The organism is Marinomonas algae (assembly GCF_047525555.1).
Taxonomy (GTDB): domain Bacteria; phylum Pseudomonadota; class Gammaproteobacteria; order Pseudomonadales; family Marinomonadaceae; genus Marinomonas.
Genome location: NZ_JBLIXK010000002.1, coordinates 301488 through 322574, shown reverse-complemented (window position 1 = coordinate 322574; position 21087 = coordinate 301488). Strand labels below are relative to the sequence as shown.

Here is a 21087-nt window from a genome sequence, read left to right as displayed (position 1 = left end):
AAGCCTCGGCTTTGGTGTACGTGATAAATGTTTAAATCAATTCTGTGACTGGTTTTGTTCAGGCACTTTTTTAAATACGGAATAGATGATTCCTGAATAACGAAACATCTGAAGCAAAGCTGTAATTGGGATAAAGGCGTAAATCGCTGCAATTGGTACTCGCAACGCTGGAGAAAGTTGTCCACGCGCTAAGGTTGTTAAAAATAAGCTGCCACCAAAGTAGAGAAGGGAAGCGGCGAAAATAATTCCTAAAATGGCTGCGACTAGGTTGAATGTTGGTTTTAAGCTCTTTGGAATACAGGACTTTAAAACGTCTACTGTGATGTGAGAGCCTTTACGAATACCAAGACTTGTACACAGAAAGCTCATCGTAATAATCAAATAAAGAATGGCTTCTTCTGCCCAAAAGATGGAGTCATTCAGGACATATCTGAAAAAAACTTGGGTAATCGTAAGTATCGATGCAGTGGCAAGAATACTGGCGATTAAAAAGCCTTCGATGGTGTCTAAATAGGTATTAATTTTTTCGAACATATTTTTCTCGGTGCGTATTTATTAGCCTTTGAAAGGCTGAATACGCTGCCTTGCTTAAGATTGCCAAGGCAGCGTTGGTCATTATTTCGACTCTATTTCAGCGTACACAACATCAAGTAGGTCGGATGTGATGGTTTCGCGGAACTCTTCGTGAACAGGTTGGCTGGCTTTAACAAAAGCGGCCATTTGCTCATCTGTTAATTCAGTTACTTTCGTGTATTTCTTGATGTTCTCAAGAGCGGAAGCTTCTAATTCATTGGTCAATTTACGAGACAGATCACGGGCGTTGTTGAAGGCGGTTGTCATAACGGCTTGTAGATCTTCTGGCAAAGAATCCCAAGCTTGTTTGTTCACAATAGCGGCGTAACCGTGGTAAGCGTTAGACGTCAGCGTCATGTACTTTTGTACTTCATAAAACTTCTTACTGGTGATGTTCGCGATAGGGTTTTCTTGCCCTTCGATAACGCTTTGCTGTAGACCGTTATAAACCTCGGTGTAAGCCATGGCTGTTGGGTTCGCATCAAAGTTGCGGTAAGTACTCAAAAGGATTGGCGACTGCATCGTTCTCATTTTGATGCCTTTAAGATCTTCTGGCGTTTCAATTGGACGAACGTTGTTTGTCATGTGACGGAAACCTGCACCCCAAAAGTTTACGGCATGCATTTCATGGCCTTCTAACGTGTCTAGGATTTTACGACCTGCTGGGCCATCTAAGACTTTCATCATTAATTCTTGTGAAGGTAATAGGAAAGGTAAGTCTAGAATTTGTACTCTTGGCTCAAAGTTACCCAGTGTTGCGGTTGGTGGAATAGCAATTTGTACCAAGTTCATTTGTAGCTGTTCGATGATTTCTACATCACCACCTAATTGTGCGGCTGGTAGGACATTGATGTTGATACGACCATCGGACTTTTCTTCAACCTCTTTTTCAAATGCTAAGGCAGCTTGTCCGTTAGGCGTTTCGTCGATTAGGACGTGAGCAAACGTGAAATTGTAATCTGCTGCGAAAGCGGATGATCCTAGTAATAGTGCCAATGTAGTGAGTAATGGTTTTTTCATCATGAGTTACCTATTTCAAAAAATATGATTGTGTATAGATTCTGATGAATGCTCAGAGGTTCTATGTCGAAGTTAAAAATTAGGCTTGCGAGGGTTTAAAAACAATAGCATTTTGATTACATGGGTTGTAAAAAAAATTACAATAGAGTTGGCCTGATAAAAGCCTTTTTATAGGATGGTTTTGAGTAATTAAAGTGAGTGCACCTGTTTTGTGCCTTTTTAAAGGCTTTGCCCTATTTTAGATAGGTTGGTTTTTGCTCTAAACTATAGGCTAATGCTTGTTTTATGAAATAAAATTTACAGCTTGGCTTGTTTGTTAAGACATTGTTGCACCAAAAATGTGCTTCGTGCGAGTGCGTTAGAGGGTGATTGATCTGTCATGGCATCGTGTTTTTCGTTTTTTGTGGGGAACGAATCGTGAATGAAAATTTAGATTTACTGGAAATTAATTGGAACGATCTAAAATATTTTTTAGCACTGTGGCGATATGGGCGCTTGTCTTTGGCGGCAACTAAGCTTGGTTGTACTCATGTCACCATTGCAAATCGTATTGAGCAATTAGAAAAGGCCATCGATACTCGACTGTTTTATCAGAACAGCAAAGGGTTCCATTTAACGAAAGCAGGGGAGAATTTAATTCCTTATGCGGAAAAGTGTGAGCGTACTTTACGTTTGGCGAATGAGAACTATCGTAGCGGTAAAGAAATTCGCTCGAAAATTCGCATTGGTGTGACAGAAGGTTTTAGTAATTATTATTTGTCTGACCGGCTGCCAATGTGGGTGAAAGGCAAAGACATTGATATCGAGCTTATTTCATTGGCGGGTGCCACTTTGATTACCAGTGGTGAAGTGGACATCAGTATTACAATCGGGCCGCAGAAAGGCTCAAATATCATTCAGAAAAAGCTCACGGATTATACCTTGGGCTTATTTGCGGCCACTGAATACTTGTCGATGAATAAAAGTATTAGGGCTCAGTCTGACCTTGAGAATCACTCTTTTATTGGTTACATCGAAGACCAAGTGTTTTCGGATTTGTTGAAGTATCAGAATGAAATCGCGCCAGATTTGCAGTTTATTTATAAGTCGACAACGATTCATACTCAGCGCAAAGCGGTTCGATCTGGTTTGGGTATTGGGATTTTGCCGCACTTTGTGGCTTATGGTGATCCTGTCTTGTCGCCAGTTCTGCCTGACTTTTTATTGCATCGGGAATTGTGGATATCCACCAGTAAAGACTTGCACCAGTTTAAGGATTTAAAGCTGACTTGGGATTTCATTTTGAACGCTTGTGCGGAAGAGAAATACCGCTTTATTGACCGAAAGGTGCTGTCAGAAAGAGAGTGACGACAAGCCTTCTGTGATGAGCGGAAGCATTCGAGTGGCGATAAATCGCTTAACCATGTTATTTATAAGGATATTGATAGCCAATGCATTGATTGTGTTGGCTGTTTTTGTTTTAGTGAGCGCCTCAGTTTTATCTGTTTTATAAGATTTAAGGAACATCCTTGTATGTTGATTTTAATAGTTGGGTTAGTGATATTTTTTGCAGTACATAGTGTTCGTTTGTTTATTCCTGATTGGCGAAAAATGGCCGTGACGAAAGCGGGTCTGATGAGTTGGCGATTGCGCTTTGGCATGTTGTCTTTATTGTCTCTTGGTTTTATTGCTATGGGTTATGGTCAGGCTCGTTTAGCGCCCGTTTGGTTGTGGTTTCCGCCAGTACACATGGCGCACGTTACGAGCTTGTTGATGCTGGTGGCGTTGTTTTTATTGTTTGCTTCCATCGTCCCGAAAACCATGATGAAAAAGGTAACAGGTTATCCAATTTACCTTGCTGTTAAAGTTTGGGCGTTTGCGCATTTGTTGAGCAACGGTAATTTAGCGGATGTGTTGTTATTTGGTAGTTTCTTGGTGTGGGCGATTGCAAGTTACGCGGTTTTCCGTCGTCGTGATCGTAAAGCTGGGATAAAAATAGAAGAAGCTAGCCTTCGATTCGACCTTATTGCGCTGACTTTTTCCGTTGCTTCTTGGTTTACTATTGTTATTTTCCTTCATGAAGCTGTGATTGGCGTTGCGCCTTTCCACTAAATGCGATTTGTTAATTAAAGAATATATTGTTAGATAGAGTGTGATTATGTCTTTACCGCCTTGTATGAGCTGCCAATCTGAATACGTTTATCAAGATCAAGAGCTTTTAGTTTGCCCTGAATGTGGCTTTGAATGGAACCCTGTTGCGTTGGCAGAAGAGGAAGTTGTTAAAGTTCAAGACGCTAACGGCGCTTTGTTAGCCGAAGGGGACAAGGTTACGCTGATTAAAGACTTAAAAGTAAAAGGCAGTTCTCAAGGTTTAAAAATAGGCACCAAAGCCGTGATCAAGAGAATTCACGATAAGAAAGATCATCAGTTGGATTGTAAGCTAGATGGTGCAGGCGACATGATGATCACAGCTAAGTATGTGAAGAAAGCGTAAGCCTAATAAAGAATCCAGTGCTGTTAAAAATAAGGATTAAAGTCTGAGTGGCTTTAATCCTTATTTTTTATGTTACTCAGTAAATTCGCTTGTAGACGTTACTCAGCAGAGGAACGGATTTACCGTAGATTATCTTCACTAGAACCAAGAAGAGTTCGCCTGTCGCGATGGAATCCGCTAACGCATTGTGAGCTAAGTAAGGCGGTAAGTTGTGACGCTCACGAACGGCAGCAAGCTGATAATCGCCAGTGCCTGTGTCGTTTTTGTTCCGCAATAAAGACTTTTCTAAGATGAGCGTGTCTAGCCAAAGTAGCGGTAAAGAATCCAATCCATAGCGCAGTTTCACATAAGCATCGATAAAGCTTTTTTCCACAACCGTACCGTGAGCGATTAAGATTTTTCCCTTCATGGCACGAAATAAATCGTGCATGGCTTCATCAAACAATTGTCCTTCACTGAGCATTTCAGGAACGATATGGTTGATCACCGCTGCTTCTGGCTTAACGTATTTTTCCGCTTTGATGTAGGTGTGAACCGACGTGCTGATGTCCACCAGCATGTTGTGGATTTTCAAATGACCGATACTGAGAATACGGTCTTTTTTTGGGTCTAATCCTGTTGTTTCTAAATCGAATACTAAAAACTCCAGCTCATTTAGCTTAGTTTCTGGCAAAGGGTAAGGTTCGCTCAGTAACTCAGCAATGGGTTTAGGCAGCTTACCTTCTTCGACTAAGGCCGCACGCTTTTTTTCGAGCTGATGAATAGGGTGAAAACGATTGAATAAATTCTTCACAAAAATTAAGCCCCACTGAATTTAAGTTTGGCTGCATCTTGCAGGTTAGAAATAATGCGGAACGCGTCTTTTAAGTGTGTGCGTTCAAAGCTACCAAATGATTGAGGGTCGATATTGCTGTTTGGTTCATCGCCATTTTTTAGTGCTTCAAATTGGTGTGTGAAACGTAGCTGACAAATAAAGCGATAAGTACCAATGATGTTTTTCAACGCATCTTCGCTGAGGACCTTCTTTTTATGAGCGAAGCGGAATCGCTCTTCTGTATTGGTTGAGGTGCAGCCTACGGAAATGCCGTAAATCCTCGCCAAATCCACCACCAAGGTAATGGCGTATTTCTTGATGTTGAGTGTGTTACTGTTCTCACCGCCTTTTTCCAACACCAAATTGTTGAAAATACCTAAAGGTGGAGACACAGACGTTGCATCGTTAATGAGAATGCTCAAGAAATTTTTGTTTTGACTAATGAGTTTATGAAGGTGTTGGTGAAGAGTCTCACAAAATGATGGTTCACCATAAATACTGCGAGTTTCCAGAAATACGCTGGCGTTCAATAAAGTGTTGTGGTCTGGCGTTGTAATCCATTCCTGATAGTATTTTTTCCAAACACTGAGCTTTTGCATCCATTTTGGATTAGATGCCATAAAGTTCCCAGAACACAGGGTAAAGCCGCATTTTGCGAGAGACTGACACACAAAATCTGCCATTTCTCTGAAGTACTCTAAGTCTTCTTCTGTAGCGGAGTCTTCGATAATCAAAGCGTTGTCTTGGTCGGACGAAATATGGATTTCATTTCGAGCATGGGAGCCTGCGACAATCCAAGAATATTTGCAGGGTGCTGGGCCAAATTTTTCTTCTGCAATTTGTAGAATGCGACGGTTGTAAGCGTCGTAAATCATCGCCATAACCTGACCGATAATTTCTGAACGTACTTTACCTTCGACCAAGGCTTCAAAAATAGCTTGGCGCTCAGACGTCAGTTCTGCCAGTTTCTCAATGGTTTTGGTGCGCTTCATTGTGTCGATAAGGAAGATCGCTTGAACGCGGTTTTTTTGCACCATATCAAAAGGTGTTATCAAACCGTGAACCTTGTGACCGCTGACAACCGGAAGACTACGAATGTTGTTTTGCATCATCAAAGACGCCGCCGTGAGCACTAAGTCATTTGGGCCAACAGTCAGCGGGGATTTTGTCATTACGTCGCTAATAGGGCGATCAATGCTGACGCCTTCGGCAATCACTCGTTTTGTTAAATCTCGGTCTGTGATAACACCGACAATTCGACCTTTATTCTTGATGACTGCTGTGGAGGTTCTCACTACGTTACGCATTTCATGGGCAACTTCCTGAATCGTCATGTCAGATGTCACAACGGCTGGAAACGTAGTGGAGATTTCAGAGACTTTTTTTACAAACAAGCCTTTGTCGTTGTCGGACCAGACAACGTTAAGCGCATTTTGAATCCGTATTTGTGCTTGTGATGCAAAGTGTTCTGCGTATTCTGGGTGTTCTTCCAATAGCTTTTGCAGTGCTTCATGGGGAATCAAGTAGAGCAGAGTCGATTCAGCGGCAATTGCGCTGTAGCTTTCTTCGCCGTCGGCATGATCATCTAAGAAGGTAAAACCGAATAAATCCTGTGGGCCAAGCTTTGCTCGTAATACGCCATTTGGTTTTCGCTGCTCCATAACGCCAGTACGAATAATGTATAAATAACGCTTTGGGTCACCTGGGTAGAAATCGATTTTTTCACCACGGCTCAAGTAGCTAATGCTTACAGAGCCTGCGATTTTCATTTGTAATTCAGGAGGTAATTTATCGAATGGATCTATGTTGTGTATGAATTCAAGGATATTAGGCAGTAGAGATTGAATCATAAAAGGCACCAGATGACGGCCATTTCGAGACCATAATGTTATTTGTATGATGATATATACTATACCTAAATGGCAGAATCATCATCTAAATGATTGTTACAGTTTGCGTTCATTTCCTCATCCTGTGTTTCCATTTTCCTGTTATTATATTGGGTTCTTTTTAGCGCCATTTTTATGCTCCTTTTAATCAAGAATGTGGAAGATGGTTGCTTGTATTATCCGAATTGAATAATAGGTAAAAATAGAATGATCTGCGGTTTCGATTATGGAACATCTAATTGTGCGTTGGGGTTATCTCAAGACGCGGCAATTAAACTCGTGCCTTTAGAAGGGCAACACACATTTTTACCTTCTACCTTGTATGCGCTAGACCGTGATTTGATCACGGAATTTGTAGGCCGAAATATGCAGGAACAAAGCGCTCGACAAGCCTTTGTTTCATCTCGCCAATCGGCTCTTGCTCGTGCCCAAAGAGCACGTCGTGAAGAAGACATCAGTGACAGTGATCAAACCTTGTTTTTTGGTCGAGCAGCGTTTGAAGAATATTTTGAATGGCCAGAAGACGGTTATTTCGTAAAGTCACCTAAGTCTTTTTTAGGTGCAACTGGATTGCGCACTGAACACATTAACTTCTTTGAAGATGTTGTTGCAGCCATGATGCAAAACATCAAACAAAGGGCAGAAAAGCATCTTGGCGATGAGGTGACTCACACTGTGATTGGCCGTCCGGTGAACTTCCAAGGCATCGACTCCGAAGCCAGTAACCGACAAGCATTAGAAATACTGACCGCCGCAGGAAAGCGAGCGGGCTTCAAGGAAATAGAGTTTCTGTATGAACCTATCGCCGCGGGTTTGGATTTTGAAACCAAGCTAGAAGAGAATAAAACGGTTTTGGTCGTGGATATTGGTGGTGGTACAACCGACTGTGCCATGGTCAGAATGGGGCCGGAATATCTTAATAAAGAAGACAGATATGCGGATTTCTTAGGACATACGGGTGAACGTGTGGGCGGTAATGACTTGGATATTCGTATCGCGGGTAAACACCTTATGCCTTTGTTTGGCATGGATTCTTTGCTGAAAAACGGTTTGCCAATGCCGACACAGCTTTATTGGAATGCGGTAACAACCAACGATGTATCCGCCATTGCTACATTCAACAGCATGGATACAAAGCATCAAATTGAGCAGCTGCGTTTAGATGCGGCACAGCCTAAGTTGATTGAGCGTTTTCTGCTGATGCGAGAAGAAAAACACAATTATCATATTGTGCGAAACGCCGAAGAAGCCAAGATTGCTTTGTCAGATACCATGAATCATAAGGTGTTGATGGACTACATTGAATCAGAATTAGCGCAAGAGATTAGTCGAGGCGGACTAGCAGCTTCGATTGAGCCACCGCTTGAAAAGATGTTGAAGTTAATGACATCGGCGATTGAGCAAGCGGGCGAACAACCTGATTTGATTTACATGACAGGTGGTTCGGCTAAGTCTCCTGTTATTCGTGATGCGATACAAAAACGCATTGGTGATGTGCCTGTTTTGGATGGCGATCACTTTGGCAGTGTTGCTGCTGGCTTAACGGTTTGGTCTGATAGAATTTTTAGGTAAATTGAAGATCTTTTTAGTTAGCGTCTTTTGAATCAGGGTTTTGGTTATCTTGCGGTGCTTTTTCTGGCTTTCCGTATAACCAACCCTGATGGTATTTGATGTCGATCAAGTCCAGTTTTTTCTTATCTGCGTCGTCTTCTACACCCTCTATGATGCAAGGCATTTTTAAGGTGTTGAAGACTCTTACTAAGGATAAGAAAAACTCTGTGTTTTCAAACTTCAATACGCTCTTGTCAATTTTGATGAAGTCAAACTCAAACTCGAAAATATAAGAGAAATTTGAAAAGCCCGCGCCAAAGTCATCGAGTGCAAAGCGATATTCTAGTTCTCTAAGCTTTCGCATGGCTTCTTTCACTTTAAGGCGATGTTTGAAAAGGTCTTCATCTTCGGTGATTTCAATGATGATTTCTCTTCTAGAAGCGGTCGCAATTTTAGATAAATAATTGATGATCTTTTTGTCTGTAAGGTGCTTGGCTGACAAGTTGACTTGGAAGTTTTGACAACCCAATTGTGCTTTTTCTTCTTCCAGTTTATCCAGTTGTCGTAACGTGTGCTCAACATAAAGGTTATAGTGCTTTATGCTTTTTATAATGCTGAGGGCATTATCATGGCCTTTTGCTCTGGTGAAAATTTCATAGGAAAAAATCTCACCGTTGCTGGCGTCTATGATGGGTTGATACACATTAAAGAAATCTCCTTGCATGATTCTTCTTTTGAGATTGGATTTATCAAAAGTAAATATCAAATAGGGGATAATCAGTAATTGAAAGAGCGCAAAGGAAAGAAGAAAGGTCGAAGCGTAAAATAAGCCAGAAGTATTCACTACCGCTTTGTATTGATAAACATAGGAAAGATTAGAAATGAAATTGGAAGGCGTTTCTTTCTCCATTGGCCCTAATGACAAGTTATTAGAAGCAGTTGAGAGTTTGACACTCTGTAACAGGTTTTTGGTCGATGGTTGTTTGATTAAAGCGTTGAACTCATAATCGTCCACCGTTTTTTTGATGACAAATATTTTCTCATCGTACATGTTTGAAGTGTGAGGGCCAGAAAACAAGAATCCATCATGGCTCTTTGGTTTTTTCATTTTAAAACTGTCATTTCCCCAAGAGTTGCACATCAACATACCTTGGCTACCTTCGCTCTGAATAATGCCCAGCTCTATGACACCATCAATATTGAAAATAGACTTTCTCATGAACATCTTTAAATTGTCTGAACAGGCTCCATTGTAGAGTGTTGCTGTTTTATTAAGGGTGAGAGTAATGGATTGGAAAAGGTTTTCTAGGAAGTCGATCTGCTTTTGATTCTTTGCCATTACCAAACTGGATTCGTTTGATGACAACCGTCTGCTTTCAGCTTCTCCGAGCAATAGCGACAGCATTAAAGCGCAAACTAGGCTTATGATGAGGATTTTCACTCTTTTCAAAGGCATTATCGCTTCCATAAGATAAATAGCTTATTGATTTGTCTTAATACAAAACAATATCGCTTTTGTCGTTCTAATGAAATGTAAATTTTTCGAGAGTTTCAATTTTTTACATCTTTTAACCGCTTAATTTTAAGCAATAGGACTCAATCGCAATTAGGTTCATAAGTGTGCAGATTGAATTGCTTAAATGCCGTTTAAAAAGTATTCTTCTTCGATTGACTGATGGGCTGCTTGCTTAAGGTCAACTCTTGTAAAGGTGTCAGTTTTTTACTGGTGAAACGGGAAATAGGTGCGTTTTTAACAAAGCCTATACTGCCCCCGCAACGGTATGTAAGTTGTGTGTTTGTAGCTTGGTTCCACTGTTTTTAATGGGAAGGAATGAAGTGTTTAAAGCACATATTAAATGCTTATGAGTCCGGAGACCGGCCTTTATTGATTAGGATATTTCACTTATTGAACTGAGTGAAATATCCGCTAATTTGATTTGTACGGGTGAGTATGAATCCTATTTGGGAAACACATTATGCATATTGAACCAGGCGTCGTTGACGGCGCAAAAATTGTTTTAAGCTACGCAACTGCTTTGGCTGCCCTTGGGCTTTCTGCGAAAGCATCGATCGAGATGATCAAAAAAGACGGTCTTATGTCTTTAATTGGACGCAGTGCTCTGACGACTTTACTTGTTTTTGTTTTCTTTGAAGTTTTACCTCACCATGCTGTTGGTGTATCAGAAGTTCACTTTATTTTAGGCTCGACGTTATTCTTGATGTTCGGCCCAGCCGCCGCTGCGATTGGCTTGAGTTTGGGCTTATTGGCGCAGGGCGTGCTTTTTGCCCCTTTCGATTTGCCTCAATACGGCATGAACTTAACAACCTTGTTATTGCCTTTGTTTGCTATGGGCGCGGTTGCGCGTCGTACGATTGCCGAAAACACCGCCTATGTAGACATCAGCTATAAGCAAGCTTTGCAATTATCCTTGACCTTCCAAGGTGGCATCATTGCTTGGGTAGCTTTCTGGGCTTTTTACGGACAAGGTTTTGGCGCAGAGAATATGAGTTCTGTTGCGACCTTTGGTTTGGCTTACTTGAGCGTGGTATTGCTTGAGCCTATTTTGGATCTTGCTGTCCTTGCAGGAGCAAAAAGTTTGAATCGCTTTAAGTCTTCGTCATTGCTTGAAGTGCGCTTGTTTAATTAAGTGATAAAACGCTTTTAAAACGGCCAAGTGATTTGATTGCTTGGCCGTTTTTTTATGGCGTTTATTCACTCTTTCCATGCTCACTCACGAACTCTAAAAAGGCTTGGTTTGCCTTAGAAAGGTAGCTGTCTTTGCGCCATGCGATACCTAGGTCTAGCCATATTGGTGGATCAAACGATCGAGTGATGAGTTGGTCGTCCTCGTCGATAACCATATTGAGCAGAGTAGACACACCAAAGCCTTGCTGAGTAATGGATTTGATTAAAGGGATAAGATTGGTTTCAAAGCCAATCTTGGGTGTCATATTACATTTTTTCGCCAATTTATCGACGATCCGACGGTGAAAGTAACCTTCCTTAAACATGACCAATTCTTCTTCGAAAAAAGCTTCTGGAGACACTTTTTCTAAATGACTGAAAGGGTGGTCTGTCGCCACGGTGACAAGCATTTCTTCTCGAATTAGGGCTTGCGTTTGCAAGCTGTCTGGTAAAGTTTCAGCAACAATGACACTCAAGTCTAACTCGCCGCTTTCTAACATTTGTTGCAGTTGCCATGTTCCGCCTTCAATCACTTTTAAGGTGATGGTTGGGTAACGGTGTCGAAAAGCCATGAGAATGGGCGGAAAGTAATAAGAGCCAAGCATGCTTGGAATACCAACACGGACTTCGCCTTGATTTAAGCCCTTTAACTCGCTCATTTCTAACAGTGCTTCATCCATAGATTGAATGATCTTTTCTGCATGAATGAGGAGCTTTTTGCCTTCGTCCGTTAGACCTATGTTTCTGTCTGCTCGATGAATTAGCGTTAGCCCTAAATCAGCTTCCAGCTTTTTAATTGCCATGCTAACGGCCGGCTGAGCGACATTGAGTTGTTGCGCTGCCTTTGTAAAGCTTTCGGTTTTCGCAATGGCAATGAGATAGCGGAGCGGTTTTATCTCCATCATTAATCCTTATGGATTTGATAAGTTAGATATATTTTATTGATAAAAAAGCTGGGCGTATAGTAGGCGGACAATATTGGTTTGTTTCGAGTTATCTCGATGGAGTTTGTCTTGATTGAAGTAGGTGGTGTGGCATTTTGGCGAGGGACTTTGGCTCTTGTTATTGGCTCTTTTATGGTGTTTGCGAATGTCTATGTGACTCAGCCTTTGTTGCCAATGATTGCAAATGAGTATGCGATTAGCCCGCTTCAAGCCAGCGCCAGTTTTACCATCACCACATTAACCTTGGGAATCTCTCTGCTTTTCTATGGGCCAATCTCCGACGCCATTGGCCGCAAAGGTATTATGGTGATGACCATGGTCGGAATCACCATCACGACTTTTTGCCTTTCTCTTGTACATAGTTATGAATATTTGCTGGCTTTACGCGGGCTACAAGGTTTCTTTCTCGCGGGGTTGCCGGCCATCGCGGTTGCGTATTTGGGCGATGAATACACACCAGAAGCCTTAATGGTCGCTGTAGGTTTGTACATTAGCGGTAACAGTTTAGGTGGAATTGGTGGTCGTTTGATCGGCGGATTTTTTGGAGAGTGGATAGGGCACTCAGCGACCTTTGCTGTAATGGGTGGCATCAGTTTGATTTGCCTTTTGGTGTTTTTCTTTTTGTTACCTGCATCTCAGCACTTCGAACCCAAGCCGTTACGGATCGGCCATATTGTGAACAATATGAAAGGTCATATGCAGAACCGTCGCTTATTAACCAGTTACCTAATTGGTGGCTTTAGTTTTTTCATCTTTGTGAATCAGTACAGTTACATCACCTTCGTGTTAGAAGCGGCGCCTTATAATTTATCCGCGAAATATGTGGGATTGATCTTTTTGACTTATTTATCTGGTACTTTGGGTTCCGCGATTTCAGGTAAGCTCGCTAAGCGTTGGGATCAACCTAATATGATGGTGTTAGGAACCTGTATCTTAATGTTGGGCTCATTGGTGACTCTTGGTGATTCCTTATTTTTCATTCTGGCAGGCTTGTTGATTAACAGCTTTGGGTTCTTCTTAGGTCATTCTACAGCTAGCAGCTTTGTGAGCCGAAATGCGAAACACGCCAAAGCCAGTGCATCCTCATTGTACTTGGTGTTCTATTATCTTGGTGCAAGCTTAGGTGGGTTTTATCTTGATCCATTTTGGCAAGCGGGTGGCTGGACAGGCGTTATCATTGGCTCTTGGTTGGTGTTGGCTTTGGTCGCGTTGGCAGGTATGAGTTTAATCAAAGATAAGAAACGAACGCTACAAGTAGAGGCTTTTAAATAAATATTGTAAAGTAACGCCTTGTATTTCGAACGATACTCCCTGGATCAGCAGACAGGGTATAACTGAGCTGGCTATTTGATTAAATCATCATTCAAAGGAGCCTGTTTATGTTTGATAACACTGCCGCCAAAAAAACACCTCAATTCTCCCTTTCAAACGCCAATAAAAGAATTTGGATAAAGCATCCTTTGGCCTGTTTTACGGGCAATGACTCAGACGCTCGCGGCGGCATAGTCGTTCAAGGCTCAGTGATTAAAGAAGTGCTTAGCTTGGGTCAATCGCCATTAGAGCCAGTCGATGAAGTGTTTGATGCTCGCGAGCTCGTGGTTTTACCTGGTTTGGTGAACACCCATCATCACTTTTATCAAACTCTGACACGAGCTTGGGCGCCTGTGGTTAATGTGCCGCTTTTTCCTTGGCTCAAAACCTTGTATCCAGTTTGGGCGAAATTAACCCCTGAAGCCCTTTCACTTGCCACTCAAGTTGCGATGGCGGAGTTACTTTTATCAGGTTGCACAACAGCGGCTGACCATCATTACCTTTTCCCAACAGGTATGGAAGACGCTATTGATGTGCAAGTGGAAGTAGTACGCAAACTTGGTATGAGAGCCATGCTGACACGTGGATCGATGAGTTTGGGTGAAGACGAAGGCGGTTTGCCTCCACAACACACAGTACAAAATGGCGACACCATTTTGGCAGACAGTCAGCGTTTGATTCGCCAATATCATGAGCGAGGAGAGGGCGCACAAGTACAAATTGCTTTGGCGCCTTGTTCACCTTTTTCTGTGACCCGTGAAATTATGATGGATAGTGCTGCGCTTGCTAAACAAGAAGACATTCGCTTACACACGCATCTGGCGGAAACATTGGATGAGGAAAACTTCTGCTTGAAGATGTTTGGGTTACGGACGGTTGATTATCTAGAAAGTGTCGGTTGGTTAAACGATCGAACTTGGCTAGCTCACGGGATTCACTTTAATGAGGAAGAGATCAAACGGTTAGGTGCCGCGGGAACAGGGATTTGCCATTGTCCGGTTTCTAATATGCGTTTGGCGTCTGGGATTTGCCCAACCTTAGATTTAAGTCAAGCGGGCGCTACCATTGGTTTGGGTGTTGATGGATCAGCGTCTAATGATGCTTCCAATATGATGTATGAAGCGAGGCAGGCGTTATATCTGCAACGACTAAAATACGGCGCTGAGAAAATCACCCCAGAGCTTGTATTAGGTTGGGCGACAAAAGGTTCGGCTCGTCTTCTTGGTCGTTCTGATATTGGTGAAATTGCCGTGAACAAACAAGCGGATATTGTGTTTTATAAAATGGACGAGCTGCGCTTTTCAGGTAGCCACGATCCTATTTCTGCTCTGTTATTGTGTGGCGCAGAAAAAGCAGAGCATGTGATGATCGGCGGGCAATGGCGAGTTCAAGAAGGGCATATTGTTGGCTTGGATATTGAGAGCTTGATTGAAAAGCATAAGGCGCTTGCGAAAGCTTTAGTCGCAAGCTAAAGCCTGAGCCTAAGTTGGACATGGTGTTCAACTTAGGCTTTTTGTTTTTGTCGTTATGACTTTGTGGGAACCTGCTGTGTAATGCAGTGAATATTGCCGCCGCCTAATAAGATGTTACGAGTTGGAACGCCAATAACATGATGATCTGGAAAGGCTTTTTGTAATATGGCTTTGGCCTCGTCATCCTGATTTGGATCAAGCAAGGGAAATATCACCCCTTGGTTACTGATTAAAAAGTTTGCGTATGATGCGGCTAATCGTTCACCAGCTTGGCGTTCCATTGAGTCGCTAGGCGCAAGACCTTGAGCTTCTTCAGGAGCTACGTAAAGAGGCCCTGGCATAGGCAATTTGATGACCTGCAAAGATCGTCCCTTTGCATCTTTTGCTTGGCTTAAAACTTTGTAAGCCGCTTGGCTAATGGCGTATTGAGGGTCTTCTGGGTCATCGCAATAGGTTAAAGCAACAACACCGGGGCGAACGACATGCAAAATATTGTCTATATGACCATTGGTTTCATCATTGTACAAACCTTGTTTCAGCCAAATAATGGTTTCGACATTAAGATAATCTTTTAGCAAGCTTTCGATTTCAGCTTTGCTTAGAGTTGGGTTCCTGCTTGGGTGAAGTAAGCATTCTTCCGTTGTATAAAGCGTGCCTTCGCCGTCTACGTGTATGGAACCGCCTTCCAAAATGAGCGGTGCATCATAGAAATCATCACCTGTGACTTCAGCCATTTTTTGGGCGACTTCATTGTCTAGTTCCCAGTTGTCATAGAGGCCGTCTAATTCTCCACCCCACGCATTAAACTGCCAATTTATCGCGCGACGTTCGCCGTTATTGTTAATGACGTAAGTGCCACCAATGTCACGCATCCAGCTGTCGTCTGATGGTATTTCTATCAAGTTGATGTTGTCAGGAATGGCTTGGCGGGCTTGCTCAAAGTCGTTAGGCCCAACAATAAAAGTCACTGGAGTAAACTTAGAGATAGCGGATGCCACATCGATAAATTCCTTTTGAGCATATAACCCCTTATATCGCCAATTGTCCCTTCGAACAGGCCAAGCCATCCATACTTGGTCTTGAGGCTCATGTTCACCTGGCATACGAAAAGCGTCAGTTTTAGGTGTTGTGTCTAATGTTTTGCTCATTATTTATCCAGTTTTAACGTGGCATTGGGTTTTGCCGAAAGTGTATCCATGAACATAGTTGAAGAAAAGTGAAATTCCTAATGATTTATTGGTGATCATACCCAATCGGCGTCAATGTACTTCATAATAAATAAGATTGTTTAAAGCATAAAAAATTAACTGATTTAGAGAGGCAAAATGAGCACTTTAAAAGAGCAAACAGAAGCGAAAGTAGCGGCTGGCCGCGCAGCCAATCCTGAATTTATGAAAGGCGTAGATGAAGCCATTGAACGCGCCAAACAATTCGAGCAAGGCGCTGATGCTCTTGCATTAGGGGCAACAGCACCTAATTTTGAATTGCCGAATCAAAGCGGAGAAGCAACATCTTTGGCTGCTTTATTGGAAAAAGGCCCTGTTGTGGTGACTTTTTACCGTGGTAGCTGGTGCCCATACTGCAACTTACAATTACGAGCACTGCAAGCGCGTTTAGGGGAATTCAATGACTTGGGAGCCGAGTTGGTAGCTATCAGCCCACAAGTGCCAGATGATTCATTGAGTAAAGACGAAATCAGCCAAATGGCATTTCAAGTCTTGTCTGATCAAAGTGCAAAAGTCGCTGTGGAATATGGTGTCGCTTGGGAAGTTCCAGAATATCTAGTAAACCACATGAAAGTTGACCGTGGACTGGATCTGGAGGCGATTAATAACGGCAATGGTAACGTATTACCTATTCCAGCTACTTTCGTTATTGACCGCGATGGGAAAGTCGCATGGCGCTTTGTAGATGTAGACTACAGAACTCGTTCTGAGCCTGCGGATATCATCGAAGCTTTAAAAAAATTGGCTTAAAGAAAACAGAGCATTTAAGGGCGTGATTCTCTTAAATGCTTTTTTAATGCAATGTTTCCCATGCTAACCAAGGCAGACCAAGGCGAATGCCATTCATCAATTGTTCTTTAGAGTTTGTGTGGTAGCCATAAACTCGTATTCCAAATATATGCATCATGACACTGGCTGCTTTGGCACTTGCTTCGGCTTCGCTGTTGTTTTTCAAGAATCCCTCGAAATAAAGAGACTCCACTTTGCGAAGTCGTTGGGAGACATGTTGTTTTAATTCTGCCTGTTCATCGCTGAGTTCTAGCTGGCTTTTGACTAAAAAACAGCTGCAATATTCTGATTGGCTGGATTCCTCAATAAGCGCTAAGAGAATATGCGGAAGCGCTTCTTCAATAGATTCGTATTGTGCGAGCATGGCTTCTAAGTTTGCCAATGACTGTTCGGCGTAATAATCAAGAGACTCTTTGAACAGGCCTTCTTTATTTCCAAAAGCGAGGTAAATGCTTCCCGGTTTCAACCCCGTTTGCGCTACAAGAGTTTGCATAGAAGTAGCGGTATATCCTAAGCGCCAAAAAGCGTGAGTCGCACTTTCTAATACTTTTGACTTATCAAACTGCACTCTAGCCATTGGGTTACCTATTCTTGATTAATACATTTTTGTGTCTGAATGATGACCAAGTATAACGAGTAAATTATGGCTTCTGCAAATTTTTGAGTGATCATTCAAAAATTGGTTGAATGATCACTCAAAAGCTGTTTGAATGACTATTCAAGTTAATTTTATTGGTTATGAGGTTTACTATGTCATTACAAGATCAAATTGCAGAATACAAAGCCGCGTTTGTTAAAAAAGCACCGTTAGAAGTACAAGAGCTGATGAAGCAGGTAACAAAAGACCTAGCGGAAACAGGCATTGTTGATAAAGCGCCAAAAGTATCTGAAAAACTACCTGCATTCTCATTACCAAACCAAAATGGTGAAACAGTAAATCTAGAAGATTTATTGGCGAAAGGTCCTGTTGTGATGACATTTTACCGTGGCGGTTGGTGCCCATACTGCAACCTAGAATTGAAAGCATACCAAGATCAGCTTGCTAATATTAAAGCAGCAAATGCTACTCTTGTTGCAATCACTCCAGAATTACCAGACATGTCATTGTCTACTGCAGAGAAAAACGCATTGGAATTTGAAGTTCTATCTGATGCTAACGCAGAGTATGCAAAAAGCCTTGGTTTGGTTTTCTCATTGGCTGAAGAATTACGTCCAATTTACAAGTCTTTTGGTATCGAGCTTGAAAAACATAATGGCGAAGGCCAATTCGATTTGCCATTAGCGGCCACTTTTGTGATTGCTCAAGACGGTACTGTTGCCAATGCGTTCGTAGATGCGGATTACACAACTCGCCAAGAACCAGCTGAAGTAGTTGCGGCTCTTAACGCGCTTTAATGCTTGTTGCGTTTCATAACGCGAAATCGAATTATCTAAAAAACCAGTGTGGAGTTTTATTCCATACTGGTTTTTTCATGGATTTGAAAAAGGTGAAAAGCTGTCATAAGTCGCTCATTAAAACTACCATAGAGACACCAAAATGCTGAAAGTCTTAATCTAGAGTCCATTATGAATACAAGAATATATAAACAGGTTCTTTCTTTAGCCAAAGAATTGATGAGTTGTGCCCATAAAAAAGATCAGAATCGTTTCGATACTTACTATGCCGAATTGAAAAAAGTATGTGACGAAAATGATGGCACTGATAAAGACCATCCTGTTCAGTGGGAAACTCTGGCAGATTTTACTGACGATCTAGAACAGGCGCTTTCCCTTTACGATAAAGCCTTATTAAAAGCCTCAGCGATTAATTCAAAAGATTATCTGTCTTCGATTGGCTTTTCTGCAGCACGTTTGCATGTGGATTTGGGTAATAAAGAGCGCGCCATTGAATATTTAGAACAGGCTAAAATTCACAGCAATAAAATTATTGATAAAGAACTCAAAGCAGATATTCATGATCTGCTGAAAAAGCTGACAACGGCTTAAATAGAGTGGTTAAACGGAATTTTATGGAACGTCCAACGAAAGAAGAAATCAATGCTTTGCCTTCATACGTTGGCCTTGCACTGAAAGACATTGTCATTGTCGAAAATGAATCAGATGCAAAGCAAGCGCTGGAAATATTAGAAAATGAACCTTGTGTAGGGTTTGATACGGAAAGCAAACCGGTTTTCCGTAAAGGGCAGGCCAGTCCTGGACCTTCCCTTATTCAACTTGCGACCGAGTCAAAGGCGTTTTTGTTTCCGGCAAGATTTCCTATCGCCGTTGCCGCGGCAGCAGAAATTTTGATGAACCCAGATATTCAGAAAGTTGGGTTCGGCATAAAAGGCGATAATAAAGAGCTTCGAAGTAAACTCGATATCGGCATAGTAAATACACAAGATCTGTCTTTTACTCTAAAGCGCATGATTGGCGATAAAAACGCCATTGGAGCCCGTGCAGCGGTTGCTATGGTATTAAAGTTTCGACTAGGAAAAGGAGCGCAAAAATCGAATTGGGGCGCTTACCCGTTAAGTAATTCACAAACCCTTTATGCCGCCAATGACGCTCATGCTGCTATTTGTGTTGAGAAAGCAATACTCGCTGCGCAATCGATCTGATGTCTTTTAAATAGTCATAGAGCACAAAAGGCTTTGATTAAAATAAAATACTTTCAAATTCAGTATCTTGGGCATGAAGTCTGCATGTGGACTTTAATTAAGAAGCTGTTTATTCTCACGTTAATTAAAATTACCCATTAGGAAAATGCTATGAAAAAAACCAGTTTTCGCCCTACAGCTATACTGTCCAGCATCTTGCTTTTATCCGCAACGGGCGCCAATGCAGACACTTTCCGTTGGGCCTCCAATACAGACCCACAAACTATGGATCCTCATGCGGTGAATTCCACACCAGTCTTGTCATTTTTGAACAATATTTACGAAGGACTGGTTAGACGTGGTGAAAATATGTCGATTGAACCGTCTTTGGCGACATCATGGGAGCCATTGGAAGGTAAAAACGGCTGGCGTTTTCATTTACGTGAAAATGTGACGTTTCAAAATGGCGCTGCCTTTACAGCGGAAGATGTGTATTTCTCTTATTTGCGAGCCTCTAATGAAGTAGCCGACGTTCGTTCATGGTTTTCTCCTGTTTCTGACGTGATTGTGGTTGATGACTATACAATTGATTTCGTGACCAATAATCCTAACCCGCTTTTTCCTGATTCCATTGCGAATTTCATGATTTTGGATAAAGACTGGGCTGAACAAAACAACGCTGCGCTACCAGCAAAGGATGCGCAAAACTACGCCACGATTCATACCAATGGCACCGGACCTTTTACCTTGTCTAGCCGCGATCCTGGTGTAAAAACTACTCTAAAGCCTTACCGCAACTGGTGGGACACGGCAACTCATAATGTGACGGAAGCGGTTTTTACTCCGATTGGTAACTCAGCGACGGGCATTGCTGCGTTGTTGTCTGGGGAAATTGATTTCATTCAACCGATTCCACTACAAGACGCTAAACAGGTTGAAAGCCGTAAAGGTTTCAAAGTTTTAGAAGGTGAAGAAACTCGTGTCATTATGTTTGGCTTTGGTCACGAACATGACAAATTGCTTTATTCATCCGACGTTAATGATGCCAATCCATTTAAAGATCCACGAGTTCGTTTAGCCGCCGCTCATGCGATTAACATGGCATCAATTGATCGAGTGTTATTCCGTGGGAAAATTGAAGCCGCATCACAATTAGTGCCAGCGGGTATTTCTGGCTACTCTGAGAAAAATGCAGCACGTCCTGAATACAACCCAAAACGTGCGAAAGAGTTGCTAGCGGAAGCTGGTTATCCAAACGGTTTCAGTTTTGGTTTGAAATGTACCAATGACCGTTACATTAATGATGAAGCCTTGTGTCGTGCGGCAGCCTCTATGTTCAGTGCCGTAGGATTAAAAGCACAACTGAGCACAGGCCCAGTTCGCGATTATTGGACGCAATTACGTGCTGATGATTTTGATATGTACTTACTTGGCTGGTCTCCAGGTACCTTCGATGTAGAGCATCCAATTCGCTTTTTATTGCACACGCAAGATAATGAGAAAAAACTTGGCTCTTGGAACTTTGGTAATTACTCAAATGCCCGTGTTGATGAATTGCTTCCATCTATATTGCAGGAGATTAATCCTGCTAAACGCCAAGCTATGGTGGATGAAGTTGTTGCTATAACGCAAAAAGAAGTGGCGTATATTCCGCTTTATACGCAACCATTAATTTGGGCCACAAAAGAAAACATCGACATAACTCAACGTGCGGATAATTTCTTTATGTTGCGCTGGGTTACGATTAAATAGAATTTAAA

Annotated in this window: 20 protein-coding genes and 1 riboswitch; of the genes, 12 read left to right on the top strand and 8 right to left on the bottom strand. The window is 42.0% G+C overall.

From position 1 onward, the window contains the following. Positions 1–36: 36 nt before the first annotated feature. Both ACMUMQ_RS05800 and ACMUMQ_RS05795 read right to left on the bottom strand, forming a co-directional pair. Entirely contained in the window at positions 37–534 is a 498-nt protein-coding gene (locus ACMUMQ_RS05800) for a TRAP transporter small permease (protein ID WP_414681061.1), read from the bottom strand. Between the two features lie 81 nt (positions 535–615). Then, positions 616–1596 carry a TRAP transporter substrate-binding protein gene (locus ACMUMQ_RS05795; RefSeq protein WP_414681060.1) on the bottom strand — a complete coding sequence of 327 codons (981 nt, stop codon included), beginning with the start codon at positions 1594–1596 and terminating at the stop codon, positions 616–618. A gap of 414 nt (positions 1597–2010) precedes the next feature. On the opposite strand from ACMUMQ_RS05795, the gene ACMUMQ_RS05790 reads away from it, so the two are divergent. The 3 genes from ACMUMQ_RS05790 (at position 2011) to ACMUMQ_RS05780 (ending at position 4066) form a co-directional block, all read left to right on the top strand. Then, positions 2011–2940: a LysR family transcriptional regulator gene (locus tag ACMUMQ_RS05790; protein WP_414681059.1), complete on the top strand. Its 930-nt coding sequence runs from the start codon at positions 2011–2013 to the stop codon at positions 2938–2940. A gap of 165 nt (positions 2941–3105) precedes the next feature. Further along, entirely contained in the window at positions 3106–3684 is a 579-nt protein-coding gene (locus ACMUMQ_RS05785; protein WP_414681058.1) for an NnrU family protein, read from the top strand. Between the two features lie 46 nt (positions 3685–3730). Next, a complete protein-coding gene (locus ACMUMQ_RS05780) occupies positions 3731–4066 on the top strand; it encodes a zinc ribbon domain-containing protein YjdM (RefSeq protein WP_414681057.1) in 336 nt (111 codons plus the stop codon). 76 nt (positions 4067–4142) lie between these two features. Here the strand turns inward: ACMUMQ_RS05780 and ACMUMQ_RS05775 are convergent, their stop codons facing one another. Beyond that, the gene (locus ACMUMQ_RS05775) at positions 4143–4859 is read right to left on the bottom strand and encodes a 3'-5' exonuclease (protein WP_414681056.1); all 717 of its coding nucleotides are present in this window, start codon (positions 4857–4859) and stop codon (positions 4143–4145) included. Positions 4860–4864: 5 nt separating this feature from the next. Further along, positions 4865–6730 carry a DUF294 nucleotidyltransferase-like domain-containing protein gene (locus ACMUMQ_RS05770; RefSeq protein ID WP_414681055.1) on the bottom strand — a complete coding sequence of 622 codons (1866 nt, stop codon included), beginning with the start codon at positions 6728–6730 and terminating at the stop codon, positions 4865–4867. A gap of 246 nt (positions 6731–6976) precedes the next feature. Between ACMUMQ_RS05770 and yegD the strand changes: the two genes are divergently transcribed. Further along, positions 6977–8341: a molecular chaperone gene (gene yegD, locus ACMUMQ_RS05765; protein WP_414681054.1), complete on the top strand. Its 1365-nt coding sequence runs from the start codon at positions 6977–6979 to the stop codon at positions 8339–8341. A 13-nt stretch (positions 8342–8354) separates the two neighbouring features. On the opposite strand, the gene ACMUMQ_RS05760 is transcribed toward yegD, so the two are convergent. Further along, complete coding sequence (locus tag ACMUMQ_RS05760) at positions 8355–9776, bottom strand: EAL domain-containing protein (RefSeq protein WP_414681053.1); 1422 nt, start codon at positions 9774–9776, stop codon at positions 8355–8357. Between the two features lie 234 nt (positions 9777–10010). Continuing rightward, a riboswitch (cobalamin riboswitch) is annotated at positions 10011–10218 on the top strand. 78 nt (positions 10219–10296) lie between these two features. On the opposite strand from ACMUMQ_RS05760, the gene ACMUMQ_RS05755 reads away from it, so the two are divergent. Further along, positions 10297–10968: an energy-coupling factor ABC transporter permease gene (locus ACMUMQ_RS05755; RefSeq protein WP_414681052.1), complete on the top strand. Its 672-nt coding sequence runs from the start codon at positions 10297–10299 to the stop codon at positions 10966–10968. Positions 10969–11029: 61 nt separating this feature from the next. On the opposite strand, the gene ACMUMQ_RS05750 is transcribed toward ACMUMQ_RS05755, so the two are convergent. After that, positions 11030–11908 (bottom strand): LysR family transcriptional regulator, encoded by an 879-nt coding sequence (locus ACMUMQ_RS05750; protein ID WP_414681136.1) that lies wholly within the window; start codon positions 11906–11908, stop codon positions 11030–11032. Between the two features lie 111 nt (positions 11909–12019). Between ACMUMQ_RS05750 and ACMUMQ_RS05745 the strand changes: the two genes are divergently transcribed. Together ACMUMQ_RS05745 and ACMUMQ_RS05740 are read left to right on the top strand one after the other, a co-directional pair. Beyond that, on the top strand, positions 12020–13222 hold the full coding sequence (locus ACMUMQ_RS05745; protein WP_414681135.1) for an MFS transporter: 1203 nt from the start codon (positions 12020–12022) through the stop codon (positions 13220–13222). Positions 13223–13329: 107 nt separating this feature from the next. Beyond that, on the top strand, positions 13330–14733 hold the full coding sequence (locus tag ACMUMQ_RS05740) for an 8-oxoguanine deaminase (RefSeq protein ID WP_414681051.1): 1404 nt from the start codon (positions 13330–13332) through the stop codon (positions 14731–14733). A 53-nt stretch (positions 14734–14786) separates the two neighbouring features. Here the strand turns inward: ACMUMQ_RS05740 and aguA are convergent, their stop codons facing one another. Then, a complete protein-coding gene (gene aguA, locus ACMUMQ_RS05735; RefSeq protein ID WP_414681050.1) occupies positions 14787–15881 on the bottom strand; it encodes an agmatine deiminase in 1095 nt (364 codons plus the stop codon). Positions 15882–16058: 177 nt separating this feature from the next. On the opposite strand from aguA, the gene ACMUMQ_RS05730 reads away from it, so the two are divergent. Beyond that, positions 16059–16709: a peroxiredoxin-like family protein gene (locus ACMUMQ_RS05730; protein WP_414681049.1), complete on the top strand. Its 651-nt coding sequence runs from the start codon at positions 16059–16061 to the stop codon at positions 16707–16709. A 43-nt stretch (positions 16710–16752) separates the two neighbouring features. On the opposite strand, the gene ACMUMQ_RS05725 is transcribed toward ACMUMQ_RS05730, so the two are convergent. Then, on the bottom strand, positions 16753–17325 hold the full coding sequence (locus ACMUMQ_RS05725) for a TetR/AcrR family transcriptional regulator (protein ID WP_414681048.1): 573 nt from the start codon (positions 17323–17325) through the stop codon (positions 16753–16755). 173 nt (positions 17326–17498) lie between these two features. Between ACMUMQ_RS05725 and ACMUMQ_RS05720 the strand changes: the two genes are divergently transcribed. From ACMUMQ_RS05720 to ACMUMQ_RS05705, 4 genes are all read left to right on the top strand, one after another. Further along, positions 17499–18143 (top strand): peroxiredoxin-like family protein, encoded by a 645-nt coding sequence (locus ACMUMQ_RS05720; protein WP_414681047.1) that lies wholly within the window; start codon positions 17499–17501, stop codon positions 18141–18143. 171 nt (positions 18144–18314) lie between these two features. Beyond that, on the top strand, positions 18315–18734 hold the full coding sequence (locus ACMUMQ_RS05715; RefSeq protein WP_414681046.1) for a tetratricopeptide repeat protein: 420 nt from the start codon (positions 18315–18317) through the stop codon (positions 18732–18734). Positions 18735–18757: 23 nt separating this feature from the next. Continuing rightward, the gene (locus ACMUMQ_RS05710; RefSeq protein ID WP_414681045.1) at positions 18758–19348 is read left to right on the top strand and encodes a 3'-5' exonuclease; all 591 of its coding nucleotides are present in this window, start codon (positions 18758–18760) and stop codon (positions 19346–19348) included. 150 nt (positions 19349–19498) lie between these two features. Continuing rightward, the gene (locus ACMUMQ_RS05705) at positions 19499–21079 is read left to right on the top strand and encodes an ABC transporter substrate-binding protein (protein ID WP_414681044.1); all 1581 of its coding nucleotides are present in this window, start codon (positions 19499–19501) and stop codon (positions 21077–21079) included. Positions 21080–21087 lie beyond the last annotated feature (8 nt).